At 66.0% G+C, this 24754-nt stretch carries 16 protein-coding genes; 8 read left to right on the forward strand and 8 right to left on the reverse strand.

What is annotated here, in order from left to right; genetic code table 11:
* Positions 1–29: 29 nt before the first annotated feature.
* Positions 30–1253 (reverse strand): CaiB/BaiF CoA transferase family protein, encoded by a 1224-nt coding sequence (locus U5817_RS04245; protein WP_407279817.1) that lies wholly within the window; start codon positions 1251–1253, stop codon positions 30–32.
* 492 nt (positions 1254–1745) lie between these two features.
* Here U5817_RS04245 and U5817_RS04250 point away from each other — a divergent pair, with 492 nt between their 5' ends.
* The 7 genes from U5817_RS04250 (at position 1746) to U5817_RS04280 (ending at position 13391) form a co-directional block, all read left to right on the forward strand.
* Positions 1746–2921 carry a two-component system response regulator gene (locus U5817_RS04250; RefSeq protein ID WP_407279818.1) on the forward strand — a complete coding sequence of 392 codons (1176 nt, stop codon included), beginning with the start codon at positions 1746–1748 and terminating at the stop codon, positions 2919–2921.
* A 49-nt stretch (positions 2922–2970) separates the two neighbouring features.
* On the forward strand, positions 2971–6102 hold the full coding sequence (locus U5817_RS04255) for an ATP-binding protein (RefSeq protein WP_407279819.1): 3132 nt from the start codon (positions 2971–2973) through the stop codon (positions 6100–6102).
* Complete coding sequence (locus U5817_RS04260; RefSeq protein WP_407279820.1) at positions 6099–9269, forward strand: response regulator; 3171 nt, start codon at positions 6099–6101, stop codon at positions 9267–9269. Before U5817_RS04255 ends, U5817_RS04260 begins: the two co-directional genes overlap by 4 nt.
* Positions 9270–9274: 5 nt before the next feature.
* Entirely contained in the window at positions 9275–9682 is a 408-nt protein-coding gene (locus U5817_RS04265) for a Rieske (2Fe-2S) protein (protein WP_407279821.1), read from the forward strand.
* Positions 9683–9702: 20 nt separating this feature from the next.
* On the forward strand, positions 9703–11067 hold the full coding sequence (locus U5817_RS04270; protein ID WP_407279822.1) for an HD-GYP domain-containing protein: 1365 nt from the start codon (positions 9703–9705) through the stop codon (positions 11065–11067).
* A complete protein-coding gene (locus tag U5817_RS04275; protein ID WP_407279823.1) occupies positions 11064–12740 on the forward strand; it encodes an ATP-binding protein in 1677 nt (558 codons plus the stop codon). The genes U5817_RS04270 and U5817_RS04275 overlap by 4 nt, the downstream gene beginning before the upstream one ends.
* 246 nt (positions 12741–12986) lie before the next feature.
* The gene (locus U5817_RS04280; RefSeq protein WP_407279824.1) at positions 12987–13391 is read left to right on the forward strand and encodes a hypothetical protein; all 405 of its coding nucleotides are present in this window, start codon (positions 12987–12989) and stop codon (positions 13389–13391) included.
* Between the two features lie 84 nt (positions 13392–13475).
* Here the strand turns inward: U5817_RS04280 and U5817_RS04285 are convergent, their stop codons facing one another.
* Positions 13476–14144 (reverse strand): response regulator transcription factor, encoded by a 669-nt coding sequence (locus U5817_RS04285; protein ID WP_407279825.1) that lies wholly within the window; start codon positions 14142–14144, stop codon positions 13476–13478.
* Between the two features lie 316 nt (positions 14145–14460).
* Positions 14461–14898, reverse strand: coding sequence for an oxidoreductase (locus U5817_RS04290; RefSeq protein WP_407279826.1), 438 nt, complete (start codon positions 14896–14898; stop codon positions 14461–14463).
* A 299-nt stretch (positions 14899–15197) separates the two neighbouring features.
* Here U5817_RS04290 and U5817_RS04295 point away from each other — a divergent pair, with 299 nt between their 5' ends.
* Positions 15198–17249, forward strand: coding sequence for an ATP-binding protein (locus tag U5817_RS04295; protein ID WP_407279827.1), 2052 nt, complete (start codon positions 15198–15200; stop codon positions 17247–17249).
* Here U5817_RS04295 and U5817_RS04300 read toward each other — a convergent pair.
* Genes U5817_RS04300 through U5817_RS04320 form a run of 5 tightly spaced genes read right to left on the reverse strand, consistent with a single transcriptional unit; the run spans position 17246 to position 24754 of the window.
* A complete protein-coding gene (locus U5817_RS04300; RefSeq protein WP_407279828.1) occupies positions 17246–19711 on the reverse strand; it encodes an EAL domain-containing protein in 2466 nt (821 codons plus the stop codon). The two genes, U5817_RS04295 and U5817_RS04300, sit on opposite strands and share 4 nt — an antisense overlap.
* Positions 19708–20637: an ATP-binding protein gene (locus U5817_RS04305; RefSeq protein ID WP_407279829.1), complete on the reverse strand. Its 930-nt coding sequence runs from the start codon at positions 20635–20637 to the stop codon at positions 19708–19710. Before U5817_RS04305 ends, U5817_RS04300 begins: the two co-directional genes overlap by 4 nt.
* A 37-nt stretch (positions 20638–20674) precedes the next feature.
* Positions 20675–22909, reverse strand: coding sequence for an ATPase, T2SS/T4P/T4SS family (locus U5817_RS04310; RefSeq protein ID WP_407279830.1), 2235 nt, complete (start codon positions 22907–22909; stop codon positions 20675–20677).
* A 7-nt stretch (positions 22910–22916) separates the two neighbouring features.
* Entirely contained in the window at positions 22917–24104 is a 1188-nt protein-coding gene (locus tag U5817_RS04315) for a sensor histidine kinase (protein ID WP_407279831.1), read from the reverse strand.
* Positions 24101–24754 carry a GTP-binding protein gene (locus U5817_RS04320; protein WP_407279832.1) on the reverse strand — a complete coding sequence of 218 codons (654 nt, stop codon included), beginning with the start codon at positions 24752–24754 and terminating at the stop codon, positions 24101–24103. Before U5817_RS04320 ends, U5817_RS04315 begins: the two co-directional genes overlap by 4 nt.

Here is a 24754-nt window from a genome sequence, read left to right on the forward strand (position 1 = left end):
GTCCGCCGGGGGCGGTCCTGCGCAGACTGTCAGAGCACGCCGGCGGCGCGCAGACGCCCGATCTCCGCGTCCGTCAGGCCCAGCGTTCCGCCCAGGATCTCGTCGGTATGTTCGCCGAGCGCCGGCGGCGGAAGGCGGTAATCCGGCGGCGTCGCCGAAAGCTTCATCGGGTTCGCCACGAGCGGCACTGTGCCGGCGACCGGGTGCGGCATCGTCACCTTGAGTCCGCGCGCCTGCACCTGCGGGTCGGCGAACACGTCGGCGAGCGTATTGATCGGGCCGCAGGGCACGGCGAGGGATTCCAGCGCCGCGATCCAGTCGGCCGTGCTGCGCAGCACCGTGAGCTGCTTGAGCTGCGGAATCAGCGTGGCGCGGTGCCTGACGCGTTCCGCGTTGGTCGCAAAGCGCGGATCGTCGGCCAGCGCCGGCCGGCCTGCTTCCGCGCAGAAGCGCGCAAACTGCCCGTCGTTGCCGATGGCCAGGATCATGTAGCCGTCGGCGGTGGGAAAGTCCTGGTAGGGCACGATGTTCGGATGCGCATTCCCCAGCCTGCCCGGCGAGCGGCCGGTCGCGAGGTAGTTGGCGGCCTGGTTGGCAAGGCAGGCGACCTGCACGTCGAGCAATGCAAGGTCGATGTATTGCCCTTCGCCGCTGTGCTCGCGCCATGCCAGCGCAGCGAGGATCGCGTTGGAGGCATACAGTCCGGTGAGGATGTCCGTCAGTGCCACGCCGGCCTTCATCGGACCGCCCCCTTCCTCGCCGTCGGGCCGGCCGGTAACGCTCATCAGGCCGCCCAGGCCCTGGATCAGGAAGTCGTAACCGGCGCGTGGCGCGTAGGGGCCATCCTGGCCGAAACCGGTCACCGAGCAATACACGAGGCGCGGATTGACCGCCTTCAGCGATGCGTAATCGAGTCCGTACTGAGCGAGGCCACCGACCTTGAAATTCTCCAGCACCACGTCGGACTGGGCGGCGAGCCGCCTCACCAGCGCCTGTCCCTCGGCGCGCGTGATGTCGATTGCGACCGAACGCTTGTTGCGGTTTGCGCACAGGTAGTAGGCGGCGACATCCGTGTCGGCGCCATGCTCGTCCTTGAGCCACGGCGGCCCCCAGCCGCGCGTGTCGTCGCCCGTGCCGGGGCGCTCGACCTTGATCACGTCGGCGCCGAGGTCGGCCAGCATCTGGCTGCACCACGGCCCGGCCAGGATGCGCGAAAGGTCCAGTACGCGGATGTGTGAAAGTGCGCTTGCCATGAGGCCTCGACCTGCGGAAAACCCCGTCGCCTGCGGCGGCGGTCGACGTTGTGAAAAAAGCGAACTGCTGGCGTGCAGGCGACGAGCCCCGCCGGGTATGTGCGCGGTGCGCGGCGATCCGCCGGCCCCGCTCCTGCGGCGCGCGGACATTCGGGCGCTGTGCCGGGATCATGCTAGGGAATATGACCTGGCGGAGCAAACGACATCTTCGAAGCGATTTGTGCGTCTTTGTCACTTCGCTGGCGCACACCTCCCAGGCGCTGCCGCAGCGTTCGCCGGCGGTGCGACTGTCGCAGGCCCTTCCGACGCGTGTTTCCAGCCTTGCGCCGTAAGATTCGAACCACACCCGGGGGATTCGATGCTGCAGCGAATCGCAAGATATGTACATAATCGGTTCTGCCGGCTTGCCACTTCGGCGCGATGACGGGCCGGACGGTGGCGACATGTCGCTCCGGAGCGCGGCACGGTTGCCGCAGTCATGGGACCAAGCAGATGAAAAGCCAGCAAAACCTGAGTGCGATGGATGAACCGACGATCCTGATCGTCGATGACACGCCACAGAATCTGACCGTGCTTGGCGAACTATTGCAGCCGCTGTGTCGCGTTCGCGCCGCAAATTCGGGCGAACGGGCGTTGCGCGTGGCGAACACCGCGCCCAGGCCGGACCTGATCCTGCTCGACGTGATGATGCCGGGACTGGATGGATACGAGGTCCTCGGGCGGTTGCGGGAGGATCCTGCAACGCGCGACATTCCGGTGATCTTCGTCACCGCGATGGATGCGGCGGAAAACGAGGAGCGGGGGCTCAAGCTCGGCGCCGTCGACTACATCGTCAAACCCTTCAGTCCCGCCATCGTCCTCGCGCGGGTGGCAACTCATCTCGAACTCAAGCGCGCGCGTGACCGCCTGTCGGCCCAGAACAACTGGCTGGAACGCGAGATCTCGCGGCGCATGGCCGAGAACCTCCTCATCCAGGATCTCGGCATCCGGGCGCTTGCCTGCCTCGCCGAGGCGCGCGACAACGAGACCGGCCTGCACATCGTCCGTACCCAGTCCTACGTCGAAACGCTCGGGCGCCACCTCGGGAACCATCCGCGCTTTGCCGAGGCGCTCGCCGGAACGCAGCTCGAACTCATCGTCAAGGCGGCTCCCCTGCACGACATCGGCAAGGTCGGGATTCCCGACTCAATCCTGCTCAAGCCCGGTCCGCTCGATGCCCGCGAATGGGAGATCATGAAGACCCACCCCTTGATCGGTACGGCCGCCATCAGCAAGGCGATGGAAGAGGCGCTCGCGGAAGCCAGCGACGATGTTGCCGAGCACGCCCCGGGGGCGTTTGCATTCCTGAGGGTGGCGAACGAGATTGCGGGCGGGCATCACGAGAAATGGGATGGCAGCGGTTATCCGCAGGCGCTGGAAGGCGACGCCATCCCCGTGTCGGCGCGCCTGATGGCGCTCGCCGACGTGTTCGATGCGCTGATCAGCCGCCGCGTGTACAAGCCGCCTATGCCCCTCGAGCAGGCCACCGAGATCATCCTGGCCGGTCGCGGCCGGCATTTCGACCCCGATGTCGTGGACGCCTTCCTCGCATGCAGAGACGAGTTCGCGAGCATCGCCACGCGCTACGCCGAGCCCGAGCCCGAACACGAACCGGAGGCGCAGACCTGAAGGTCGCGATCATGATCGCAGACATCGGAGTATGTCGGGGGGGCAGGCCGTGAGCCCGAAGCGCGCGCGCATTCCGCCCTTGCTGTTGGCCGTGTTCCTGCCGATCGCCCTCCTGGCGCTGCTGGTCGGAGTCCTGGTGATCGCTTCCTTCACCGACCTGCGCGACGCGCATCGGGCGGGGAGGGTGGCCGAGTCCGGGCATCTGGAGCTCATCGGTCGCCTCACCCACATCAACAAGGACATGAGCGAGGTCCAGCACCTTGTCAATCTGGCAGTCGAAGGGGCCGCGGTCGGGCGCCTCGATGGTGCTGCCGCCGCGCGCCTCGCTGAGGATGTGCAGCGCCGCCTCGTCGAGCTGGACGGGCGCGTGGCGGGTCTCGCTGAACTCGACGTTTCGCGCCACGAAGCGCGCGAGGGACGATTCCACTTTCAGGACTACCGCGCGAGCGTCATCGGGACGATGGGCTTGCTGATGTCCGATCCGCGCGCCGCGATGAGCAGCGGCTTCGAGGCGTCGCGGCACTTCGTGGAGTTCACGACCCATACCCGGGCGCTCACCCTGCGGACAATCGAAGACGAGCGGGCCCGTGCGCACGCCGACGAGAGCGACTTCGACGCCTATATCCGTAACACCCTGATCGTCGGGGGGGCGCTCATGTCCACGCTGGTGCTGGCGTGGTTCGTTCTCAGCTCCTGGCTCAGCGAACGGCTGTTCGCCCTCGGCAGCGCCTTGCGCGCATTCGCCCGCGAAGAACAGGATCCCGAGTCCCTGCCGCTGGTGCGTGAGATCGCCAAGCAGCCGGGAAGTTTGCTCGGGGATATCGCGAGTGCGGCGCTGGCGTTCCGCGATTCGCTCATTTCGCGCGAGGATGCCGAGCGCAGGTTGCGCGAACGCCTCAAGGAGATGAGCTGCGTCTATGATGTCGCGCGCATGTGCGACCGTGCGGACATCGCGCCGGACCTGCTGGTGGACGCGGTCGTCGAGCGGCTGCGTGCCGCGATGCGTTTCCCGGCCCTTGCCGTGACAAGGGTCGAGGCGGCGGACGGCGCCAGAACCCCGGACGGTCGGCCGCTTCTGGTGGCGGAGTTCGCCGACATGGCGGACAAGCGCTGGCGCATCTGTGTCGACCCGATTGCGCCGCCTGGCGCCGAGGAGGCGGCGCAGTTCCGGGACGAGAAGCGCCGCCTGCTCGAGTCCGCCGCCGCGCATCTGGGGGCCGCGCTGGAGCGCAGGCGGGCAGCCGCCCTGGAGGCAGCGACGCAGGCCGAGGTGCGCAAGCTCTCGCTGGTCGTGGAACAGGCCCCGATTGCCGTCATCGTGGCCGACCTGAACGCGCGGATCGAATACGTCAATGACGCGTTCGTGCACGTGACCGGCTATTCGCGCGCCGAGGCCATCGGTCGCAATCCGCGCTTCCTCAAATCGGGCAAGACGCCCGCTTCGACCTACAGCGACCTGTGGGCCACGCTCAAGCGTGGCGAGGCCTGGCGCGGCGAGCTGGTCAATGTCACGCGGGACGGGCGCGAGGTGATCGAGAGCGCGACGATCATTCCGCTGCGGGAACGCGGCGGCAGCGTCACCCATTATGTCGCGATCAAGGAGGACATCACCGAGCGCAAGCGGCTTCTGGAGGAGCTCGCGGCCCACCGCGAGAACCTCGAGCAGCTGGTGGTGGCGCGAACCGCGGAACTGAATGCGGCGAAGCTCGCGGCGGAGGCTTCGAGCCGTAGCAAGAGCGAATTCCTCGCCAACATGAGTCACGAGATCCGCACGCCGATGAATGCGATCATCGGTCTCACTCACCTGCTCGAGCGCGACATCGGCGAGCCCGGGCAGCTCGACCGGCTCCGCAAGATCTCGTCGGCGGCCCGGCATCTGTTGCGGATCATCAACGACATCCTCGACCTCTCCAAGATCGAGGCCGGCAAGGTGCAACTGGAGGCGGTGTATTTCGAACCGCCTCACGTCGTCGCCAACGTCTTCAGCCTGCTGCGGGACCGCGCCGAGCATAAAGGACTGGAACTGGAGGCGGACCTCGGCGCGTTGCCACGCGGGCTGCACGGCGATGCGCTGCGTCTGGAGCAGGTGCTGCTTAACCTCGTCGGCAACGCCATCAAGTTTACCGAGCGGGGAGCGGTGCGCGTGAGCGGCGAGGTCGTGGGGTTCGAACCCGAACGTTTGTGGGTGCGCCTGGAGGTGAGGGATACCGGCATTGGCATTGCCCTGGACGAACAGGAGCGCATCTTCCACGCCTTCGAGCAGGCCGACAGCTCCACGACGCGGCGCTTCGGCGGCACCGGGCTCGGGCTCGCCATCTGTCGCCGTCTGGTCGAACTGATGGGCGGGCGCATTGGCGTTACGAGTCAGCCGGGCGAGGGTTCGACCTTCTGGCTCGAGGTGCCGATGGGATATCCCCACGCCGAGGCATGCGGGGCGGCGGCGAGCCCGCCCGCAAACGATCAGGGCGAGTTGTCCGTGCAGTCCGAACTGGCGCCCGATGCGCGGGTGCTGCTCGCCGAAGACAATGCCGTCAATCGCGAAGTTGCGCTCGCGCTTCTCGCGCGTGCAGGCATCGTGCCCGACGTGGCGGAAAACGGCCGCATCGCGCTCGACAAGTCCGCATGCGAGGCCTACGACCTCATTCTCATGGACATCCAGATGCCGGTCATGGGGGGGCTCGAAGCCACTCGCGCGATACGCGCGTTGCCAGGCTACGCGACCACCCCCATCCTCGCGATGACTGCCAATGCCTTCGACGAGGATCGTGCTGCCTGCATTGAAGCGGGCATGAACGACCACATCCCCAAGCCGGTCGATCCCCGGAAGCTCTACGCCGCGCTGCGCCGCTGGCTGCCGGCGGACGGCGGTAGCCAGCGCAGGGCTCCGGTGCGCGATGAATCGCCCGGCCGGGCCCCCGCCAGCGATGCGTCTGGGCTGGGCGCAGGGCTCGAGAAGGTTCCCGATCTCGCCGCGCTGCGCGAGGTCGCCGATTTGCTGGAAGCCCTGTTGGCGTGCGATGACGTGTCGGCATGTCGGGTCTACCGGGAACACCGCGCGGACTTCGAAGCGGCTTTCGGCCCCCTGGCGCGCCGAATCGAGAGCGAGATCGACGCGTTCGCCTTCGCCGAGGCACGCGCCTCGCTGCGCGAGGCGCGCGAGCACCTGGAGACCGCCTCATGAGCGGATTCCTCTCGCTGCGGCGACTTGTCCTGCTCGCGGCGGCCTTTCTGGCCGTTCTGCTGGCGGCCGGCGCGAGCCACGCCCAGCCCCGCGCCGAGCCGCGGGTGCTGAGAGTGGTCAGCGACTACAACTATCCGCCCTTCCTGTTCCTCGACCCGGCGGGCGCACCGACCGGTTATCTGGTGGACTACTGGCGCCTCTGGGAGCAAAAGACCGGCGTCAAGGTCGAGCTGCAGGCCATCCAGTGGTCCGAGGCGCAACGCAGCCTGCTGGAGGGCGAGGCGGATGTCATCGACATGATTTTCCGCACGCCCGCGCGCGAACCCCTGTATGAGTTTTCTCCCCCCTACGCGAAGGTCCCGGTAGGGGTCTATGCGGACGAGTCCATCCAGGGGATCCACGACGTCGCCGGGCTGCGCGGCTTCATGGTTGGCGTGATGGCCGGAGATGCCTGCATTGAAGAGCTGGGCAGACAGGGCGTCGACAAGTTTCGCGAGTACCCCGATTACGCCCGCCTGATCGTCGGTGCCCTGGCGGGCGAAGTGCGCCTGTTCTGCCTGGATGAATACCCGGCAAACTACTACCTCTACCGCAATGAAGCGCAGCAACTGTTCCCGAAGGTTTTCACGCTCTACGAGGGGCGGTTTCACCGGGCAGTGAAGAAGGGCAATGTCGAAGCGCTGCGGCTTGTCGAGCGCGGCATCGCCGCCATCAGCGCCGAGGAGGACGCGGCCCTGCGCGCGAAGTGGATGCCCCCCCCGGCGGTCGAATACGGTCGATATCTGCGCTACCTCGCCGCGGCGCTCATCGTCCTCGCGCTCGCGGCGCTCGGCCTCATTGTCTGGCTGCGTGCCTTGCGGCGTGCGGTGGCCCGGCGCACGGCCGAGCTGGAGGCGAGCGAGGCGCGCTTCCGGCGCTTGTTCGAGGAGACGCAACAGGGCGTTACGCTGATCGAGGACGGGCGTATCGTCGCTGCCAACAAGGCGTCGCTGAAGATGTTGCGGATGGAGCGGCTAGACCAGGTCCTCGGTCGCTCCCCGGCCGACATTTCCCCCGTGCTGCAGCCCGACGGCCAGCCCTCGGCGGCCAAGGCAGCGGAAATCATCGCGCGTACGCTTGCGGAGGGCAGCAGTCGCTTCGAGTGGCTGCACCTCAGGGCAAACGGCGAGACCTTCCCCGCCGAGGTGCTGCTCACGGTGATCCCCGAGGGCGAACGCATGCTGCTGCACGCGGCTTGGTCCGACATCAGCGCGCAGAAGGAGGCCGAGCGGGAGGTTCAGCGTTATCGCGAACGGCTCGAAACCCTGGTCGCCGAGCGGACGGCCGAGCTCGCGGCGGCCACGGATTCCCTCAAAGCTGCAATCGATGAGCAGCAGGCGATCTTCGATACGACTTCATCGGGCATCGCCCTGATCAGGGATCGCGTGCTGGTCCGCTGCAATCGGCGGCTGCACGAGATGCTGGGCTGGCCGCCAGGCGCGATGGCGGGGCAGTCGACCGCAATCTGGTATCCCGACGAGGCGGCCTGCGAAGCGGGCGGCGGCGAGGTGTACGAGACGATCTGGCAGGGCAGGCCGCATCGGCGCGAACAGCAGCTGATGCGGCGCGACGGGTCGCTGTTCTGGGCCCGCCTGACCGGCATCGCGGTGGACGTGCATGACCGCAGCAAGGGTACGGTGTGGGTCATCGACGACATCAGCGCGGAGCACGCCGTCCTCGAGAACATGGAGTGCGCGCGAGCGCTGGCCGAAGAGGCGGCGAACGCCAAGTCGGCCTTCCTCGCCAATATGAGCCACGAGATGCGCACGCCGCTCAACGTCATCATCGGCATCACCCATCTGGTGCTCAAGGGCGATCTCGCAGCGCAGCAGCGCGGGCTGCTGGAGAAGGTGCAGGCCTCGAGCAAACACCTGCTCGGCATCATCAACGACGTTCTGGACCTGTCCAAGATGGAGGCCGGCAAGCTGACACCCGAACACATCGATGTCGATCTGCCGGGACTGGTTGGCGAAGTGGGGGCGCAGATCGCCGACAAGGCGAAGGGCAAGGGGCTCGACCTCGTCATCGAGTTGGCGCCCGACGTGCCGACCTTCGTTCTCGGTGATCCGTTACGCATTTCGCAGGTGCTGCTCAACTACGCAAACAACGCGGTCAAGTTCACCGAGCGCGGCCGGATCGTGCTACGCACCCGCGTCCAGCACGCGATGCACGACGAGCTCGAGCTGCGTTTCGAGGTCAGCGACACCGGCATCGGCATCGCGGAAGAACAACGCTCGCGCCTGTTCCGCAGCTTCGAGCAGGCCGACAGCTCGATCACGCGCAAGTACGGCGGCACGGGGTTGGGGCTGGCAATCAGTAAGCGTCTGGCCGAACTCATGGGCGGTGCGGTCGGCGTCGACAGCGCGCCGGGAGGAGGCTCGACCTTCTGGTTTACGTGCAAGGTGGGCGTTTCCCGACGTGCGTCTTCCCCTCCTGTTCCGTCCCCCGCCTTGCCTGCGTCGGGAGCGGTCGTGGCGGGCGCCCGGGTGCTGCTGGTGGAGGACAATGAGCTGAATCGCGAGGTTGTGGCGGCGCTGTTGCGCGATTCGGGCGTCGAGGTCGGCTTCGCGGAAGACGGTGCGGAGGCGCTTCGCCGCGCGCAGGAACAGGTCTGGCAGCTCGTCCTCATGGACATGCAGATGCCCGTCATGGACGGCATCACGGCAACGCGTGAGATGCGCAAGCTGCCCGGTTTGCAGGGTTTGCCGATTGTCGCGCTGACGGCCAGTGCCATGCCCGGAGACCGCGAGCGATGTCTCGCGGCCGGGATGAACGATTACCTCACGAAGCCGGTCGACCCCACCCGACTTCAGGAAGCCCTGCAGCGCTGGATCGGGCCGCAGACCGCTGTGCGATCGCCAACCTCGCCGTCGCAACCAGTTCCCCCGGCGACGGCGGGTGTCGCGCAGACAGCAGCGGTCGACACCGCCGCACGGGAACTCTGCCGGGCCGTCCTCGATCGCCTGGCAGCCGACGATTTTGCGAGTGTGGCGCTGCTCGAAAGCAATGCCGCCGACTTGCGCGCGGCGCTCGGCGGGAGTTTCGATGCGGTGCTTCAGGCGGCCCGGAGCTTCGACTTTGCCGGCGCGCGCGACCGTCTCGAAGTGGCCATCGCCGAGGCGGGGTAGGGCGCATGAACGTTCATCGCGGCGACATTCGCGCAAGCCTGGCAAGCGAATTGCCCGCAGGCACGTTCATCTGCAGGCTCGACGAGGTTCCGCCCACGGGAGGCCATGTCGTCCGATTGCTGCGGGGCGGAATCGAAATCTCGCTCATCGTGCTGAGGCAGCACGAGACGGTCCGATGCTTTCTGAATCGCTGCCCCCATCTCGGCTCGGAACTCGCACGCCTGGACAGGCACCTCTACCTCGAGCCCGGGGTGTCGATCGAGTGCAACGTGCATTACGCCGTATTCCGCTGGGCCGATGGCGTCTGCGTGCGCGGGGATTGTCAGGGAGAGTCCCTGACCGGCGTGCCGGTGACGGTCGCCGCGGACGGGGTCCGGGTCGGCGAGTGGCCCCGGGATGCCAAGGATGCATGAGTCATGATGCGGAGCCAGTGATGTCGGACACGAACACCGTTACGATGGATCAATTGCGGGTCGGGCTGTACGTCATGCTGGATCTGAGCTGGTTCCAGCATCCATTTGCCTTCAGCCAGTTCAAGATCAAGTCCGAGGACCAGATCCGGGAGATCCGGAGTCTCGGCCTGACGACGGTGCGCTACAACCCGGCCCTGAGCGACATGACGGCGCGCCAGGCCCCTTCCTCCCCGGATGCCGCGGCGGCGCCCGACCCTTCGTCACCGCCATCGCCCCCCGGCGCACCCGATGCGGGGGAGGGGACTGCGGCCCCGGCAGCGAACTCCGACGCCCCGGCCGGCGCAACAAGCGCAGCGATCCTGCCTGCTCTGGCGGCGAAGCGGGCGCTGGTCGAGCGCATCCGGGCGCAGCGCGAGGCCGCGGTGAGGGTCGAGGCGGCCTTTGTGCACGCGGCGAAGGCGATCCGGGATATCGAGCGGAACCTGTACTCAAATCCCGCGGAGTCGGTGCAGCAGGCAGGGCTGCTGGTGGACCAGATCGCGGACTCGATCCTGTCTTCTCCCGACCTTGCCATTCACGTAATGGGCGATCGCACGGGCGGCGAGGAGCTCTACTTCCACTCGCTCAACGTCGCGATGCTGTCGCTGATGATCGCCCGTGAGGTCCGGGCGCCGCAGGAAGTCTTCTCGGCGCTCGGGATGGGCGCGCTGCTGCACGACATCGGGCGCAAGGAGATCCCGGAAAAGATCTTGCACAAGACCGAGCCGCTCACCCAGGCCGAGCGCAATCTTTATCAGATGCATTGCCAGTTCGGGGTGGACATCGGTCGCCGTCTGCAGCTGTCCAAACCTGCCCTGGAGGTCATCCGCGACCATCATGAGCTCTATGACGGTACCGGCTATCCGGCCGGCCTCAAGGGGGATGCCATCGGCCTGCTGCCGCGCATCGTCGCGGTCGCGAACTATTACGACGAACTGTGCAATCCGGCGGATATCGCCAGCGCCCTGACGCCGCACGAGGCCCTTTCGCGGATGTACGCGAAGCTGCGCCCGAAATTCGATCAGCGCATGCTGCAGGCGTTCATTCGCTGCCTTGGCGTCTATCCGCCGGGGACCATCGTGCAACTCTCGAACGGCTTGGTTGCGATGGTGGCCACGGTCAATACCGCCAAGCCGATGAAGCCGGTGATCGTCATCTACGACGCAAGCATTCCCCGGGACGACGCGATACTCGTCGACCTGGCGCGGGAGCAGGACCTGAATATCGCCAAGGCGCTCCGGCCGGCGCAAGTGCCGATCGAGATCTACAACTACCTGAGCCCGCGCAAGCGTGTCAGCTATTATTTCGACCCCGGAAAAGCCGGACAGGACGCGGTGCCCCAATGAGTAGTCTCGCCGAACTGATGCTCGACCACAGCTCGCAGATGATGCTGGCGGTCGACCCCGCCTCGCTACGCATCTTGCTGGTCAATCGGCCCGTGACCGGGACGCTCGGCTATTCGCGCGATCAGCTGGCGGAGATGTGCATCACCGACATCGAGAGTTCCCTGCAGGACGTCTTCTATTGGGAGGACGTGCACAACGGTCAGTATCAGGAGATCGAGGAGCAGGAGGGGCTCTACCGCTGCGCGGACGAGTCGATGATGTCGGTGATGAAGTCCGTCCGCGTGGTCACCCATGAAGGCGCGCCGCTCATCCTGGTATCCGCGCGCGATACCCGGAACGAGCTGCAGATGGAGGATGCACTCGAGCAGACGCTTTCCCAACTGCGCGCAACGCTCGAGTCGACGGGCAATGGCATCCTCGTCATCGACTGGCAGGGCAGAATCACCAACATGAACCGGCTCGCCAGCAACATGTGGGGAATCCCCGACGAACTGCTGCGCGAGCGCGACGATGCCGCAATCCTCGAATTCATTGCCAGCCGTGTGACGGACGGCGAGCTGTGCCGCGCGCGGCTGCGAGCCACCGTCGATAGTGCAGACACCGAGGATCTGTATCGCCTGGCCGATGGCCGCGTGTTCGAGTGCCGCTCGCACCCCCAGTACATGGGCGAGCGGATCGTCGGACGGGTTTTCGCGTACAGCGACATCACCGAGCGCACGCTCGCCGAGGAAGCGCTGCGCGAGTCGCGCGACCGCCTCGAGGACCGGGTTCGCGAGCGCACGGCCGAACTGGAAAGGGCCAATGCAACGCTGCAGGCGGAAAAGCGGCACCAGGAGACCTTGATCCGAAAACTGGAGGCGGCCCAGAACCAGTTGCTCCAGTCGGAAAAAATGGCATCCATCGGCCAGCTCGCCGCGGGCGTCGCGCACGAGATCAACAACCCCGTCGGTTTCGTCAATTCCAACCTGGGAACGCTGCAGCGCTATTCCGAAGACCTGTTGCGTCTGCTTGCCGCCTACGAAGGCGTCGAAGACTCACTCAACGCCGCGCAGCAGGCTGACATCGCGCGCATGAAGGAGGACATCGACGCCGCCTACCTCCGCGAGGACATCGGCGACCTGCTGAAGGAATCGCTCGAGGGCCTGCAGCGCGTCAGGCGCATCGTGCAGGACCTGAAGGACTTCTCGCATGTCGGCAAGGGCGAGCGCGAGCTGGCGAATCTCGAAGCGGGCCTGGAGAGCACGCTCAATGTCGTGTGGCACGAGCTCAAGTACAAGGCCGACGTCGTCAAGGAGTACGGCAAGCTCCCCGAACTCGAATGCATTCCGTCGCAGCTCAACCAGGTGTTCATGAACCTGCTGGTGAATGCTGCGCATGCGATAGAAACGCACGGACGCATCACCTTGCGCACCGGCTTCGACGATGACGTCGTGTGGGTCGAAGTCGAGGACACGGGCAAGGGAATCCCGCCCGAGCATCTGAGCCGCATCTTCGAGCCGTTCTTCACGACCAAGGACGTCGGCAAGGGCACCGGCCTCGGGCTATCCCTGTCCTACGGGATCGTCAAGCGGCACCAAGGGCACATCGAGGTCAAGAGTGAGCTCGGCAAGGGAGCGGTGTTTCGAGTCGTTCTGCCCAGGCATCCCGCGGCCGAGACCGAAAGCTTGGCATGATCCTGGTTCGGGGGCTCGTTCACGCCATGTCGGGCGTGCCGGGCCCCGTCCTGGCATCGCCCGCGCTCGCCCTTTCGCCCTTACTACGTAGATTCCCCTAGCCGACCGGGAAATTTCGCGAATTCACACGTACTGGATTGTTTCCTAGACTTCCTGCACGGGTGCAAGGCTGCGGTTTTGCAGTGCCGCGCCGCTCGCGCCCGGATTGCGTCCGATCGTCGGATCGAGGTCGTGAAGGGACGGGAAATGGAAATCGGATCGATGCACTTTGCGCCCCGCCTGGCCGTCGGCGACGCGATTATCCATGCCGGAGGCCGCCTGCCGCCGGGCAGGACGCCCCGCGCTGGGGCTGGTGATCGAGCAAACGGGGGCGGGCAGGGCGGACTGCCACAGGACGCTGCCGGAGCCGCGGCGCAGCAACCCTTGCCGGTAGTTGCCAGCGACTTCGTGCGTCTGGCGAATGATGTTCTTCGCGTGCAGGCGAAGTCGCTCGAATTTGCCATGTCGCCGGACCCGCGCAAGCTTGCCGTGCGACTCATCGACCGGGAGTCGGGCCAGGTGATCCGGGAGTACGAGCTGGGGCGGTCGCATGTCCTCGACGAGGCGGTCGGCAGGCTCGTGCCCGGCCAACTGCTGCATGCGGTGGTCTGAGCGGGCTGCGGACGATCGACGACGTGACTGATCGTCGTGCAACCGGGGCCCTGCGCCGCGCCGCGGGACCGCGCCCCGGGGCAGTCAGGTTTCGCCCAATTCGGCGAGAACGATCAAACGCGCCAGCTCGGCGGCCGACTTGACCTCCAGCTTGCGAAACACGTTGACGCGGTGGGCTTCGACAGTGCGCGGGCTGATCCCGAGCGCCTCTCCGATCCGGGGGGCTGAGAGCCCCTCGGCCAGATGCTGGGCGGTTTCGCGCTCCCTTTCCGTGAGAATTTCTAGCCGTGCTCTGGCGAGCGTGGTCTGCTCGCGTTTGGCCCGCCGCTCTTTCGAACTGGCGATGGCTGCGCGGGTCTGCATGATGAGCAATTCGCTGCTCAAGGGCTTTTCGAGTACCGCGAACGCGCCGGCCTGCATTGCGGCGACCGTCACCGGGACGTCGGCGTTTCCCGTGTAGATGATCACCGGAACGTCGATGTGCCGATCCTTGAGCCGCTGCTGGATCTCGAGGCCGCCGATGAAGGGCATGCGCAGGTCGAGGATGATGCAGGCGTCGGGCTTCGGGATGTAGCCGGACAGGAAGTTTTCCGCATCGCCGAAACTCTCGACGCGGAAGCCGGCCGAAGAAAAGATGCGCTCGAGCGCGCGCCGGAAGAACGCATCATCGTCGACGATGGCGACGTGCGGAACCGTGGGGGTGTCTTCTGTGTTCATCATGTTCGAGAGGTGGGAAGCGCTGTGGCGTTCCACGGCATGTCCGTCGGCTGGTGCAAGGCGCCGGTTTCCGGTTCGCACATTGGTTGGCGGGCGCTCCTGCTCGAATGCGACAATTTACCAGTTCTGTCGCCCGGGGGGCCGCCGCACGCCGGATTCGCGCCGAATACCGCGCGGCAATCGCGGCCGTCGCGAACCATCCGGCACCGACTCGGCCGATTCCCGTATCTGGCGGCACGGCGGGGGCGCGGCCCGTTTGTATCCGGCTGGCCGGGCCGAGTACTGCCGTACTTGGGGCTTTCGCACACGGGCTGCGCGCCCCGCTTGCGACAGATTGACCACCGCAAGCGGGTCACGGCGTGCGCGGGCGGACCTTGAGAATCAGACTCGGTTCGCCTCGCAACATCTTCAGCAGCTCCGCTCGAGCCTGACTGGGCTCGAGCCCTCGCGCGACGAGGGTCGCGAGAACTTCGGCGAAGCGTGCGCGCCGTCGCTGGCCGGCCTCGCTGCAGTCGCGCCGGTTGCGAAAGCTGTCCATCAGTGTGGAGCCGCAAACGCAGTTGCGGAACAATTCGACGATGACCTGCCCGTCGTCGTCGATGGCCTGCTTGAGCCCGCTGCTGCCGTTGCCAACGTGAAGGGTCTGCGCGACATAGTCGGCGGCGTCGCGATAACTCCGTCCGCAGGCCGGACAGCGTTTGGGGAAGGCGCTCGCGGCGAGCTCCTGCAGGCCCGAATAGAGCCCGGCGTCGATTCCATGCCCGGGCTGTCCGCCGTCGTGCGCTGTCATCCGTTTCTCCGTTCGGTCGTGTGCCGGCGCGGCCGGGCGACCGAAGCCGGCGCGCGTTGTCGTCGCGATGTTCCGGTGGTTCGTGCCGAAACCGTCCGTCGCGGAGCACGCTCAGGCCATGCGGGCATCATGATGGATGTGGCCGGGCGTGGTGACGATACCCTCGAAAGGCTGATTCGATCCGTGTGCACACCTCTTACCACTTTCGTCGTACGATTCCGCCAACTGTATCCCGATCCCGAGGACTCGGGGTATTAGAATATCATTCCATTCTTCATGACAAGGCACGTCCGCACCTCATGTTCAAGCGGTTGAGCATCCGACGGCGTCTTGCGCTGCACGTCGTTCTGACCGGATTTGTGATGCTGGCCTTGTCCTTCGTGTTCCTGCTCTCGCAGCGCGCGTCGGACGAAGCCGAGCGCCGCATCTTCGAGCATGAGCTCGCCCCGGCGAAACAGCTGCACGGCGTCGAACGGCGGCTGCTATCCATCCATGGGCACCTGCAGGACGTCCTGCTGGGCATCGCGTCGCCGGCTGGCATGCCCGAGATGATCACGCGTGAAGGTGCGCTCATCCGGGAGAGCTGGCAGACCTTCCTGCAGGCGCACCGGGTCTCGCCCACGGATCCCTTCGAGGCGGGGCGCATTACCGAGATGGAGCTGGCCTTGCCCGGGCTGTGGAGCTTCCTGGAGCGCGCGAGTACGGCAAGCCGCAGCCAGGACGCGAAGGAACTCGACCGGCTGCTCAGGTTCGATTGGTACTCGTTGCGTCAGACGATTTTCGAGCCCTTGCAGGAGTTGGCTGCGGCGCAGGATCAGCATGTCGAGCATGCCCGCCAGAATCTTGCCGATTCGCGCCGGCGTGCCGAGCTGCTCGTCGGCTCATTGCTCGGACTCGGCATGCTACTGTTGAGCGGCTTCGCGATCGGCCTGATGCGCTACATGACGCGCCGTGTCGCGAACATCGAGACGGCGCTGGAGCAGGTCGCCGCCGGCGGCGAGGTCAGACCGGTGCCATACGGGCGCGGCGAGGACGAGATGTCGCGCATCGCCGATGCGATCAACCGCACGGTCACCCGCCTGCGCGATAAGCAGGTTGCCATCTCCTGTCTGATGCAGCGCCAGCGCACTGTCCTCGATGCCGTCGCGGAAGGGATCTACGGCATCGACGAGACCGGCCGCATCAATTTCGTCAATCCGGCGGCGCTGGCGATGCTGGGATACGAGGAGCACGAGCCGCTGGGTCAGCACTCGCACACGCTGATGCATCACCATCACGCCGACGGGCGTCCGTATCCTCTCGCGGACTGTCCGGTCTATGCGTCGCGTGGTTCCGGAAAGGTCGTGACGCACGTCGGCGATGTGTTCTTCCGCAAGGACGGCTCGCACTTTCCGGTCGAACTGACCAGCGCCCCATTGCGCGCGGGCGACGGTCAGGGGGGCTGTGTGGTGGTATTCCACGACATCAGCGAACGGCTGGAGAGCGATCGCCTGTTGCGCGAGAGTATCGCCCAGCTGGAACAGACCAACGCGCGCCTGAGCGAAACCCAGAGCCAGCTGCTGCAGGCCGAGAAACTCGCCGGCCTCGGTCAGCTGGCCGCGGGCATGGCACACGAGATCAATAATCCGATCGGTTTCATCCAGTCCGACCTCAATGCCCTGGAGACCTACGTGAAGGATCTCTTCGAGCTGATCTTGGATTTCGATATGCTCGTTCGACAGCGCGGCGACAGCGGCTTGCATGAGGAATTCATGCAGCTGCAGGCGCGCTCGGAACTCGATTTCATCCGCGAAGACGTCACCGTGCTGCTCTCCGAAACGCGTGAAGGTGTCCGGCGCATTGCGCGCATCGTCACCGATCTGAAGGATTTTGCGCGTCTCGACGCGACGAATGTGACGGCCGATGCGGACTTGCAGCAAGCGCTCGACAACACTGTCCGTGTGATGCACGCGACGCTCGAGGAAAAGGCCGAGGTCGTGCGCGACTACGAGCCGATCCCCCCCGTGCGCTGCGATCTGGGACAGATCAATCAGGTGTTCGTCAACCTGCTGCTCAATGCCGCGCATGCAATCCGCGAGCGCGGCACGATCACCTTGCGCACGCGCCATGTCGGCGACGAGGTCTGCATCGAGATTGCCGATGACGGGCGCGGCATGGACGCGGCCGAGCGCGCGCGCATGTTCGACCCGTTCTTCACCACCAAGCCGGTCGGCGAAGGCACGGGGCTCGGTCTGTCGGTGTGCTACAGCATCGTGCGCAGTCACGACGGCCGGTTCGAGGTCGACAGCACGCCGGGCGCCGGCACGGCCGTTCGTGTGTGGCTGCCCGTTGGCGGGCGCGGCGATGCCTAGTCGCGCTGGCGCTCGAACAGCGAACGCCATTCGCGCAGCGCGGCGCGGATCTCCTCCTTCAGTTGTTCGTCATCCCAGGGCTTGGCGAGGAAACGATAGATCGCGCCGCGATTGATCGCATCGGTGACCGCTGAAATTTCCGAATAGCCGGACAGCACCATGCGTACCGTGCGCGGATACAGGGTCTTCACCCGCGCCAGGAATTCCGTTCCGCTCATGCCGGGCATGCGCTGATCCGACACGATGACTTTCACATTGTGCTTTGCCAGCATGGAGAAGCCTTCCTCGGCGCTGTTCGCGGCAAGGATGTCGTAGCCCTCACGGCGCAAGGTGCGGCGCAGGGCGGACAGGATGCTCGCTTCGTCATCGACGAGCAGCACGATGTCCCGCACCGACTGCTCGGCCGAGGACGTGAAGCTGAGCGCGCGCCCCTCACGCAGCATGAGCGCGAGGGCGTCGGCCGGGACCGGGCGGGAAAAGAAATAGCCTTGCAACTCGTCGCATTCACTGCGGCGCAGGTAATGCAGTTGTTCTTCGGTTTCGACCCCTTCGGCGATCACGAGCTTGCCGAGCTTTTGCGCCATCGCGATGGTGGCTTGCACGATCGCAGCATTGGCCGGGTTGGTCACGATGTCGCGCACGAAACTCTGATCGATCTTCAGGACATCGATCGGGAAGCGCGACAGATGGGCGAGCGAGGAGTAGCCGGTGCCGAAGTCATCGAGCGACAGGCGCACTTCCAGGGACTTGAGCTGGGTGATGGTGCGCATCGCAGCCCCCATGTCCTGCATCACCGTGCTTTCGGTGATCTCGATCTCGAGCATGCGCGCATCTGCGCCGTGCTTCGCGAGTGCCTGGGCGACCGTTTCCTGCAGCCCTTCACGGCGGAACTGGCGGGCCGAGAAATTCACGGCCATGCGAACCGGCGGCAGGCCCGCGTCGCGCCATGCGCGCATCTGGCGGCAGGAGGATTCGAGCACCCAGTCGTCGATCTCGGCGATGCAGCCGCATTCCTCGGCAAGCGGAATGAAGGCGGCCGGGCTCAGTAGTCCCAGTTCGGGATGCTGCCAGCGCACCAGGGCCTCGACGCCGACGATGTGACCCGAGTGGAGGCTCAACTGGGGTTGATAGTGCAGCACCAGCTCCCCGCGCATGGCGACGCCGGGGAGCGCCGCGCGTAGGCGCCGCAATTCGTCGCTGTGCTGTGCCATGGTCGTTTCAAAACGGCATGAACGGTTGCCGCCGCCATGTTTGGCCGACTGCGTTGCGGTGAGTGCGCAATCGAGGAGTTCGTCCGCCGATGCAGCGTCGTTCGGATAGCAGGCGATCCCGATGGAGGCGCGCAAGATGCTCTTTCCACTGGCCGCGATCGCGAAGGGGCGCCGGATGGCCGCCAGCAGCCGCTCCGCGATGTCACGCCCCTCGGACTCCCCGTCGTCGGCACGCGGACGGAGCAATATCGCGAAGTTGTCCCCCGAAAGGCGGGCGATGCGGTCCGACTGGCGCAACACTTCGCGTAGCCGCTGGCCGAACTCGGCGAGCAGCCGATCGGCCAGTTCGGCTCCGAGTCGCCGGTTGATCTCGGCGAAATCGTCCAGGTCCAGATGCAGCAACAGCAACTGGTGACCGTCGCGGTGCGCCATCTCCAGTTCCGCCGACAGCGCGCGCATGAAGGACGGACGGTTCTGGAGTCCCGTGAGCTGGTCGATGTTCGAGAGGTGGGAAATGTGCTGCTCGTACCGCTGGCGTTCCGCAAGATCTTCGCTGATCGATACGTAGTAGCGGACTTCGCCCTGGTTGTCGCGAATGGCCCAGATCGTGCGCGCCTCGAGATAGCGTTCGCCGTTCTTGCGCCGATTGACGAATTCGCCCTGCCACACCTTGTCGTCGTCGAGTGCGCGCTGGAGGTCCTGATAGACCTCGCGGGGCGTCTGGCCGGACTTCAGCATGGCCGGCGTACGGCCGATCAGTTCCGACAGCGGATAACCGCAAATCCGCGCCATCGCGGGATTGGCGAACAGGATCACGTTGTCGGGGTCGGTGACGAGGATGCCGCGTCGCGACTGCATGGCGAGTGCGCGGAAGAGGTGGCTATCGTCCTGCCGGGCCGCGAGGTCGCACTCGACGCCGACCAATTGAAGCGGAGCCGGAGCATCGGGTGTCCCCTGCCACGCCAGGCTCCATGCCAGGGCCGATTTGCTGCCGTCGGCACACAGGAACATGCACTCGCCGTGCAAGGTCTCGCTGCCGGGGCCGATTTCCTGAAACTGCGCCCGCAGCCGCGCGCCGGCCGGATCGTCCTCAACCAGGAGCTCCTTCAAGAACATGCCCGGCAGCGCCGCATGGCCCAGGCGTTGCTGTCCATGGCGATTGACCGAGCATATCCGCCCATCGCGATCGAGGCCCAGGACGAGGCACGGGAGCGCGTCCCAGGCCGCCGGTACGGGCACGCTGCCGCTCACGGCGTGGACTCCTTGTTTTCATCCGGCTGGGCGGCCACAAGGGGAAGTTCCAGCCGGAAGCAGCTGCCCTCGCCGATCCGGCTTTGCACAGTCAGCGTTCCGTGGTGGCGCTTCATGATCTCCGCGGAGATCGACAGTCCAAGGCCGGTACCCTTGCCGACCGGTTTGGTCGTGTAGAAGGGCTCAAAGATGCGCTCCATGACGTCCGGCGTCATCCCCTTGCCGGTATCCGCAATCTCCACCCACGCATTGGCATCGTCGGCGCCGCTGCGCAGGGTGATCGTGCCGCTGCCCTCGATCGCCTGGGCGGCGTTCACCAGCAGATTCATGAAGACCTGGTTGATCTGTGCCGGGATGCAGCGCACCGGCGGAAGGTCGCCGAGTTCCCGAACCACGTGGGCCTTGTACTTCAGCTCGTTCCACACGACGTTCAGCGTGCTCGCGAGTCCGCCATTGAGGTCCGCGTCCTGCCATTCGCCCTCGTCGTTGCGCGAGAAATTCTTCAGATCGTTGACGATGTGCTTGACCCGGGCGAGCCCCTCCCCGGATTCGCGCAAGAGGTCGGGGATATCCTGCCGCAGGTAATCGATCTCGGCCGTTTCCCGCGCGCGGGCGACGGCAATGCGCGCCGGATGGTCCGTCGGCAGCGCCTGCTCGAGCGCCTCATAAGCCGTCAGGAGGTCAAACAGGCGCTTGACGTAGAGTTCCAGCGACCCCAGGTTCGAGCTCACGAAACCGACGGGATTATTGATCTCGTGCGCGACGCCCGCGGCCAGCTGGCCTACCGCCGCCATCTTTTCCGATTGCAGCAATTGCCCCTGCGTCCGCTCGACCCGCGCCACGAGATCCGCCATCGTCCACCGGATGCGCTCGTCGAGCTCCGGGTTGCCGGTCCTGAATTCCTCGCCCCACGCCTGTTCGGTCATGTCACTCACTCACTGAGCAATTCATCGGATTGATCGGTCATTCGGGTTCCGGGCCGAGCACGCGCAGGATCTCCTCCAGCGTGGTGTCGCCCCGTGCAATCTTCGTCAACGCGTCATCCCACAGCGTCTCATGTCCGCTTGCCCGCGAGTGCTCGGTGATCTCGCGGATGCTCGCGCCGCGCGTGATCAGATCGCGCAGCCGCTCGTCCGGCAGCAGGATCTCGTACAGCCCCAGTCGTCCGTGGTAGCCGGTGCCGTCGCACTGCGCGCAACCTTCACCGGCGAAGACCCGTTCGAGTCGGGCAAAGCGGCTGCCGACGCGGGCGGCGAGGGCGGGGTCGGGAGCAGCCTCGCGGCGGCAGTGACGGCAGATGCGACGCACCAGGCGCTGTGCGATGACGCCTTCGAGAGCGCTCGCGACGATGAAGGGTTTGAGGCCGAGATCCAGCAGGCGCGCGATGGTTGCCAGCGCGGAGTTGGTGTGCAGCGTGGAGAGCACCTGATGGCCCGTCAGCGCCGTGTGGAACGCGACCTCGGCGGTTTCGTAGTCGCGGATCTCGCCGATCAGCACGACATCCGGATCCTGGCGCAGGATCGCGCGCAGTACCGCCGGGAAGGTGAGCCCGATCTTTTCCTTGACCAGTACCTGGCCCGCGCTGTCGAGGTAATACTCGACCGGATCCTCGATCGTGATGTAGTTCTTCGCAGGCGAGGCGTTTGCCTGCAGCAGCGAATAAAGCGTGGTGGTCTTGCCGCTGCCGGTCGGTCCCGTCGCGAGCACGAGGCCCTGCGGCTTGTCGACCATCACCCGCACCTTGGCCAGCCCCGTCTCGCCGAAGCCCAGGCCCGCGAGGCTCAGCACCTGCGAGTTGCGGTCGAGGATGCGCATCACGACCTTTTCGCCATTGATCGTCGGCAGGGTGGAGATGCGCAGGTCGACGATGCGCAGCGGCGACTTCACGGTGATGCGCCCGTCCTGGGGGCGGCGGCGCTCCGAGATGTCTAGCTCGGCCATGATCTTCAGCCGCGACACCAGCGGGCTGTGCAGTGCGTGCGGAATCTGGATCTTGTCCTGCAGCACGCCGTCGATGCGCAAGCGCACTACGACATTCTTGGTCTTCGGCTGGATGTGGATGTCGGAAGCGCCGAGGCGGATCGCCTCCAGGATGATGGCATTGACGAGGCGGATCGCCGGGGGCTCGTTGGTCGCGGCCATCAACTCGTCGAGCGGCACCGCCTCGTCTTCGTCGATGACGATCTCGATGCCCTCGTAGGGATCGATATTGCCTACCAGGGTCTCGAGTTCGCGGATGTCGCTGCCGTCGTCGCTGCCGTATACCTCGGTGATCTTGCTCTGGATCGCCTCGGAGTCGGCCATCACGACCTTCAGGTCCAGCCCGGCCGTGAAGCGGATGTCGTCGATCAGCCCCGCATCCATCGGATCGGCCACCGCAAGCATCAGGCGCCGTCCCTCGAGCTTGAGCGGCACCACCCATTGCTTGCGGCAGAACGAGCGCGGAATAAGCTCTGCAATCGCCGGGTCGACGCGGAATTCGCCGAGCGATACCTCCTCGACCAGCAGGTCCTCGCGCAGGATCTTGCGCAGGGCCTTCTCGGCCACCCAGCCGCGCTCGAGCAGCAGCTTGATCAGGGGCTCCTTGTGGATGCCCTGCAGCCGGGTGAGCTCCTGCCATTGCGTACCGGTGATCAGCCCTTTCTTGTGCAGCATCGTGCCAAGCTGGCTGCGGTTGGACACCGCCATGCGCGACAGCGCGGAAATCTCCTTCGATTTCTTCGCGTTCTCCGCCGTCAGCGCGCGGTTCTTCTGCACCAGGTCGAACTGCTCCAGCGCGAGTGACACCGTGACGCGCAGGTCGTCGTCGTTCCACGGCTTGAGGATGAACTTGTAGACCGCTCCTTCGTTGATCGCCCCCATCACCGCCCCGGTGTCGGCGTGGCCGGTGAGCATGATGCGGATGGTGTCCGGATACAGCTTCTTGACGTGCTTGAGCAGTTCGGCGCCGTTCATGCCGGGCATCATGTAATCGCTGATGATGACCTGCACCGGCGCCTCCTTCAGGCGCGCAAGGGCCTCGGTGCTGTTGCCGGCCGTCAGCACCTCGTAGGACTGGCTGCGGAAGATGCGCGTCAGCGCCTTGAGGATCGCCGGCTCGTCGTCGACGAACAGGATGCGGTAGCGGGGCTTCTCGGCGGCCGCGGCAGGGTCGGCGGCGTCCTTCTGACCGGTGAAGAAGGCGGCGTAATTGCTCATGGCGGGCCTACAGCGGCAACTCCACGGTGAAGCGTGCTCCGCCCTCGGGGCGGTTGTCGGCGGTGATCGTGCCGCCGTGCGTGAGAACGACGTCGCGGGCCACGGTCAGCCCCAGGCCGGTGCCCCCGCCCACGCCGCGCGTCGTGTAGAAAGGGTCGAAGATGTGGGGCAGGACCTCCGCCGCGATGCCGGGGCCGTCGTCGTCGATCTGCACGATGATGTGGGTGTCGGTCGCGGAGGAGCGCAAAGTCACGGTGCCGTGCTGATCGACTGCCTGCAGCGCGTTCTGCAGGATGTTGAGGAAGGCCTGGTTGAGATGGCCGGGCAGGCAGGTCAGGGGCGGAAGCGGCCCCAGCTCGCTCTCGAGGGTGACGCCCGCGGGTTTCTGGCCGGCGATCACCGCAAACAGCGACTCGAGGTGCTCGTTCAGATTCGCGAGCTGCACGTCGGGCTTGTCCACGCTGGAAAAGCCCTTGAGGTCGCGAACGATGCGCGCGATGCGGGCGACCCCCTGCTGAGAGTCCGAGATCAGTTCGGCAAAGTCCTCCAGCACGAAGTCCATGTCGGCCGTCTTCCAGCGCTCTGCCGGGACGTATTCGCGCAAGGCTTCCAACTGTGCGAGGTAGCGTTCGGCCGAAGAGAGGTTGCTGGTGACGAAACCGAGGGGATTGTTGATTTCGTGCGCAACGCCCGCCGCGAGCTGTCCGATCGACGCGAGGCGCTCCGCCTGGTAGAGCTGGCGCTGGCGCTCGTCGATGATCCGGACCTGTTCCTTCACCTTCGCGTCGAGCGCCTCGGCGAGCTCCCGGTATTTCGCTTCGGAGGCCCTGAGCGCCTCGTTCTGCTGCTGTAGCTTGGCGTAGTCCGCACGCACCGCCTCGAGGTGCAGATCCGACACCATGCGGAAGCGTGCGCGTGACAGCAGCCCCCAGCGTACGACACGGGCCGCCGCCTTGAGCGCGGCGGCATCGCAGGCGCAGGCGAGATAAGCGAGCGGTTCGAGTTCCAGCACCAGGGGCGCGCGGATCGCGCCGGGCGGTTCGGCGGCGGTGCCGAACGGCGCTCCGGTGGCGTCGAGCAGCGCCACCGGGGCCCCCAGCACGGGCGTCAACTGGGCGCACAGTTCATCGGCATCGCGGGCAGCGATCAGTTCGCCGAGCACGAACTCCCGATCGAAACCGGCCTCGCCGCTCATTGCGCCTCTCCCAGTGCGGCCCTGAGGAAGGCCGCCTCGTCGAGCCCGTGAACCGTGTCGAGTTCGAGCTCGGACGCAAACTGCCGCCACACCCCCTGCAACAGGACGCGGAAGGTCTGCACGACGCCGCTGCCGCTGATCGCGCTGGCGAACACCAGCGGCCACGGCGCCCCTTCATAGCGTTCGCGCACCTCGTCCTCGCTGAGGATGGAGGGCAGGTCGCGCTTGTTGAACTGGACGACGATCGGAAGGTGCTCCAGGTCGAGGCCGACGCGGCCGAGGTTCTCGACCAGATTCTGGAAGGATTCGCCGTTGTTCGTCGCCTCCGTGCGCTGCGAATCGGCGACGAAGACCACGCCGTCGGCGCGCGACAGCACCGCTTTGCGGGTACCGTCATGAGCGACCTGGCCGGGCACCGTAAACAACCGGAAGCGGATCGTCAGCCCTGACGGCGCACGAAAGCCCAGCGGCAGCAGGTCGAAGAACAGCGTGCGGTCGTGCTGCGTCTCGAGGGTCATCAGCTCGCCCTTCATCTCGGCGCCCACCAGATCGTGCAACTGCATCAGGTTGGTGGTCTTGCCGCCCTGCGCGGGGCCGTAATACACCAGCTTGAACGTCAGCCGGCCGGCGTCACGCTCCAGCTCCGGCAT

The sequence above is a fragment of the Aromatoleum evansii genome (genome assembly GCF_045689615.1).
GTDB classification, from domain to species: domain Bacteria; phylum Pseudomonadota; class Gammaproteobacteria; order Burkholderiales; family Rhodocyclaceae; genus Aromatoleum; species Aromatoleum evansii.

What these genes read in the sequence shown, in the direction of transcription:
- U5817_RS04245 (WP_407279817.1), bottom strand. Translation starts at nt 1,253, where the DNA reads ATGGCAAGCGCACTTTCACACATCCGCGTACTGGACCTTTCGCGCATC.
- U5817_RS04250 (WP_407279818.1), top strand. Translation starts at nt 1,746, where the DNA reads ATGAAAAGCCAGCAAAACCTGAGTGCGATGGATGAACCGACGATCCTG.
- U5817_RS04260 (WP_407279820.1), top strand. Translation starts at nt 6,099, where the DNA reads ATGAGCGGATTCCTCTCGCTGCGGCGACTTGTCCTGCTCGCGGCGGCC.
- U5817_RS04265 (WP_407279821.1), top strand. Translation starts at nt 9,275, where the DNA reads ATGAACGTTCATCGCGGCGACATTCGCGCAAGCCTGGCAAGCGAATTG.
- U5817_RS04270 (WP_407279822.1), top strand. Translation starts at nt 9,703, where the DNA reads ATGTCGGACACGAACACCGTTACGATGGATCAATTGCGGGTCGGGCTG.
- U5817_RS04275 (WP_407279823.1), top strand. Translation starts at nt 11,064, where the DNA reads ATGAGTAGTCTCGCCGAACTGATGCTCGACCACAGCTCGCAGATGATG.
- U5817_RS04280 (WP_407279824.1), top strand. Translation starts at nt 12,987, where the DNA reads ATGGAAATCGGATCGATGCACTTTGCGCCCCGCCTGGCCGTCGGCGAC.
- U5817_RS04290 (WP_407279826.1), bottom strand. Translation starts at nt 14,898, where the DNA reads ATGACAGCGCACGACGGCGGACAGCCCGGGCATGGAATCGACGCCGGG.
- U5817_RS04295 (WP_407279827.1), top strand. Translation starts at nt 15,198, where the DNA reads ATGTTCAAGCGGTTGAGCATCCGACGGCGTCTTGCGCTGCACGTCGTT.
- U5817_RS04305 (WP_407279829.1), bottom strand. Translation starts at nt 20,637, where the DNA reads ATGACCGAACAGGCGTGGGGCGAGGAATTCAGGACCGGCAACCCGGAG.
- U5817_RS04310 (WP_407279830.1), bottom strand. Translation starts at nt 22,909, where the DNA reads ATGAGCAATTACGCCGCCTTCTTCACCGGTCAGAAGGACGCCGCCGAC.
- U5817_RS04315 (WP_407279831.1), bottom strand. Translation starts at nt 24,104, where the DNA reads ATGAGCGGCGAGGCCGGTTTCGATCGGGAGTTCGTGCTCGGCGAACTG.
- U5817_RS04320 (WP_407279832.1), bottom strand. Translation starts at nt 24,754, where the DNA reads ATGCCGGAGCTGGAGCGTGACGCCGGCCGGCTGACGTTCAAGCTGGTG.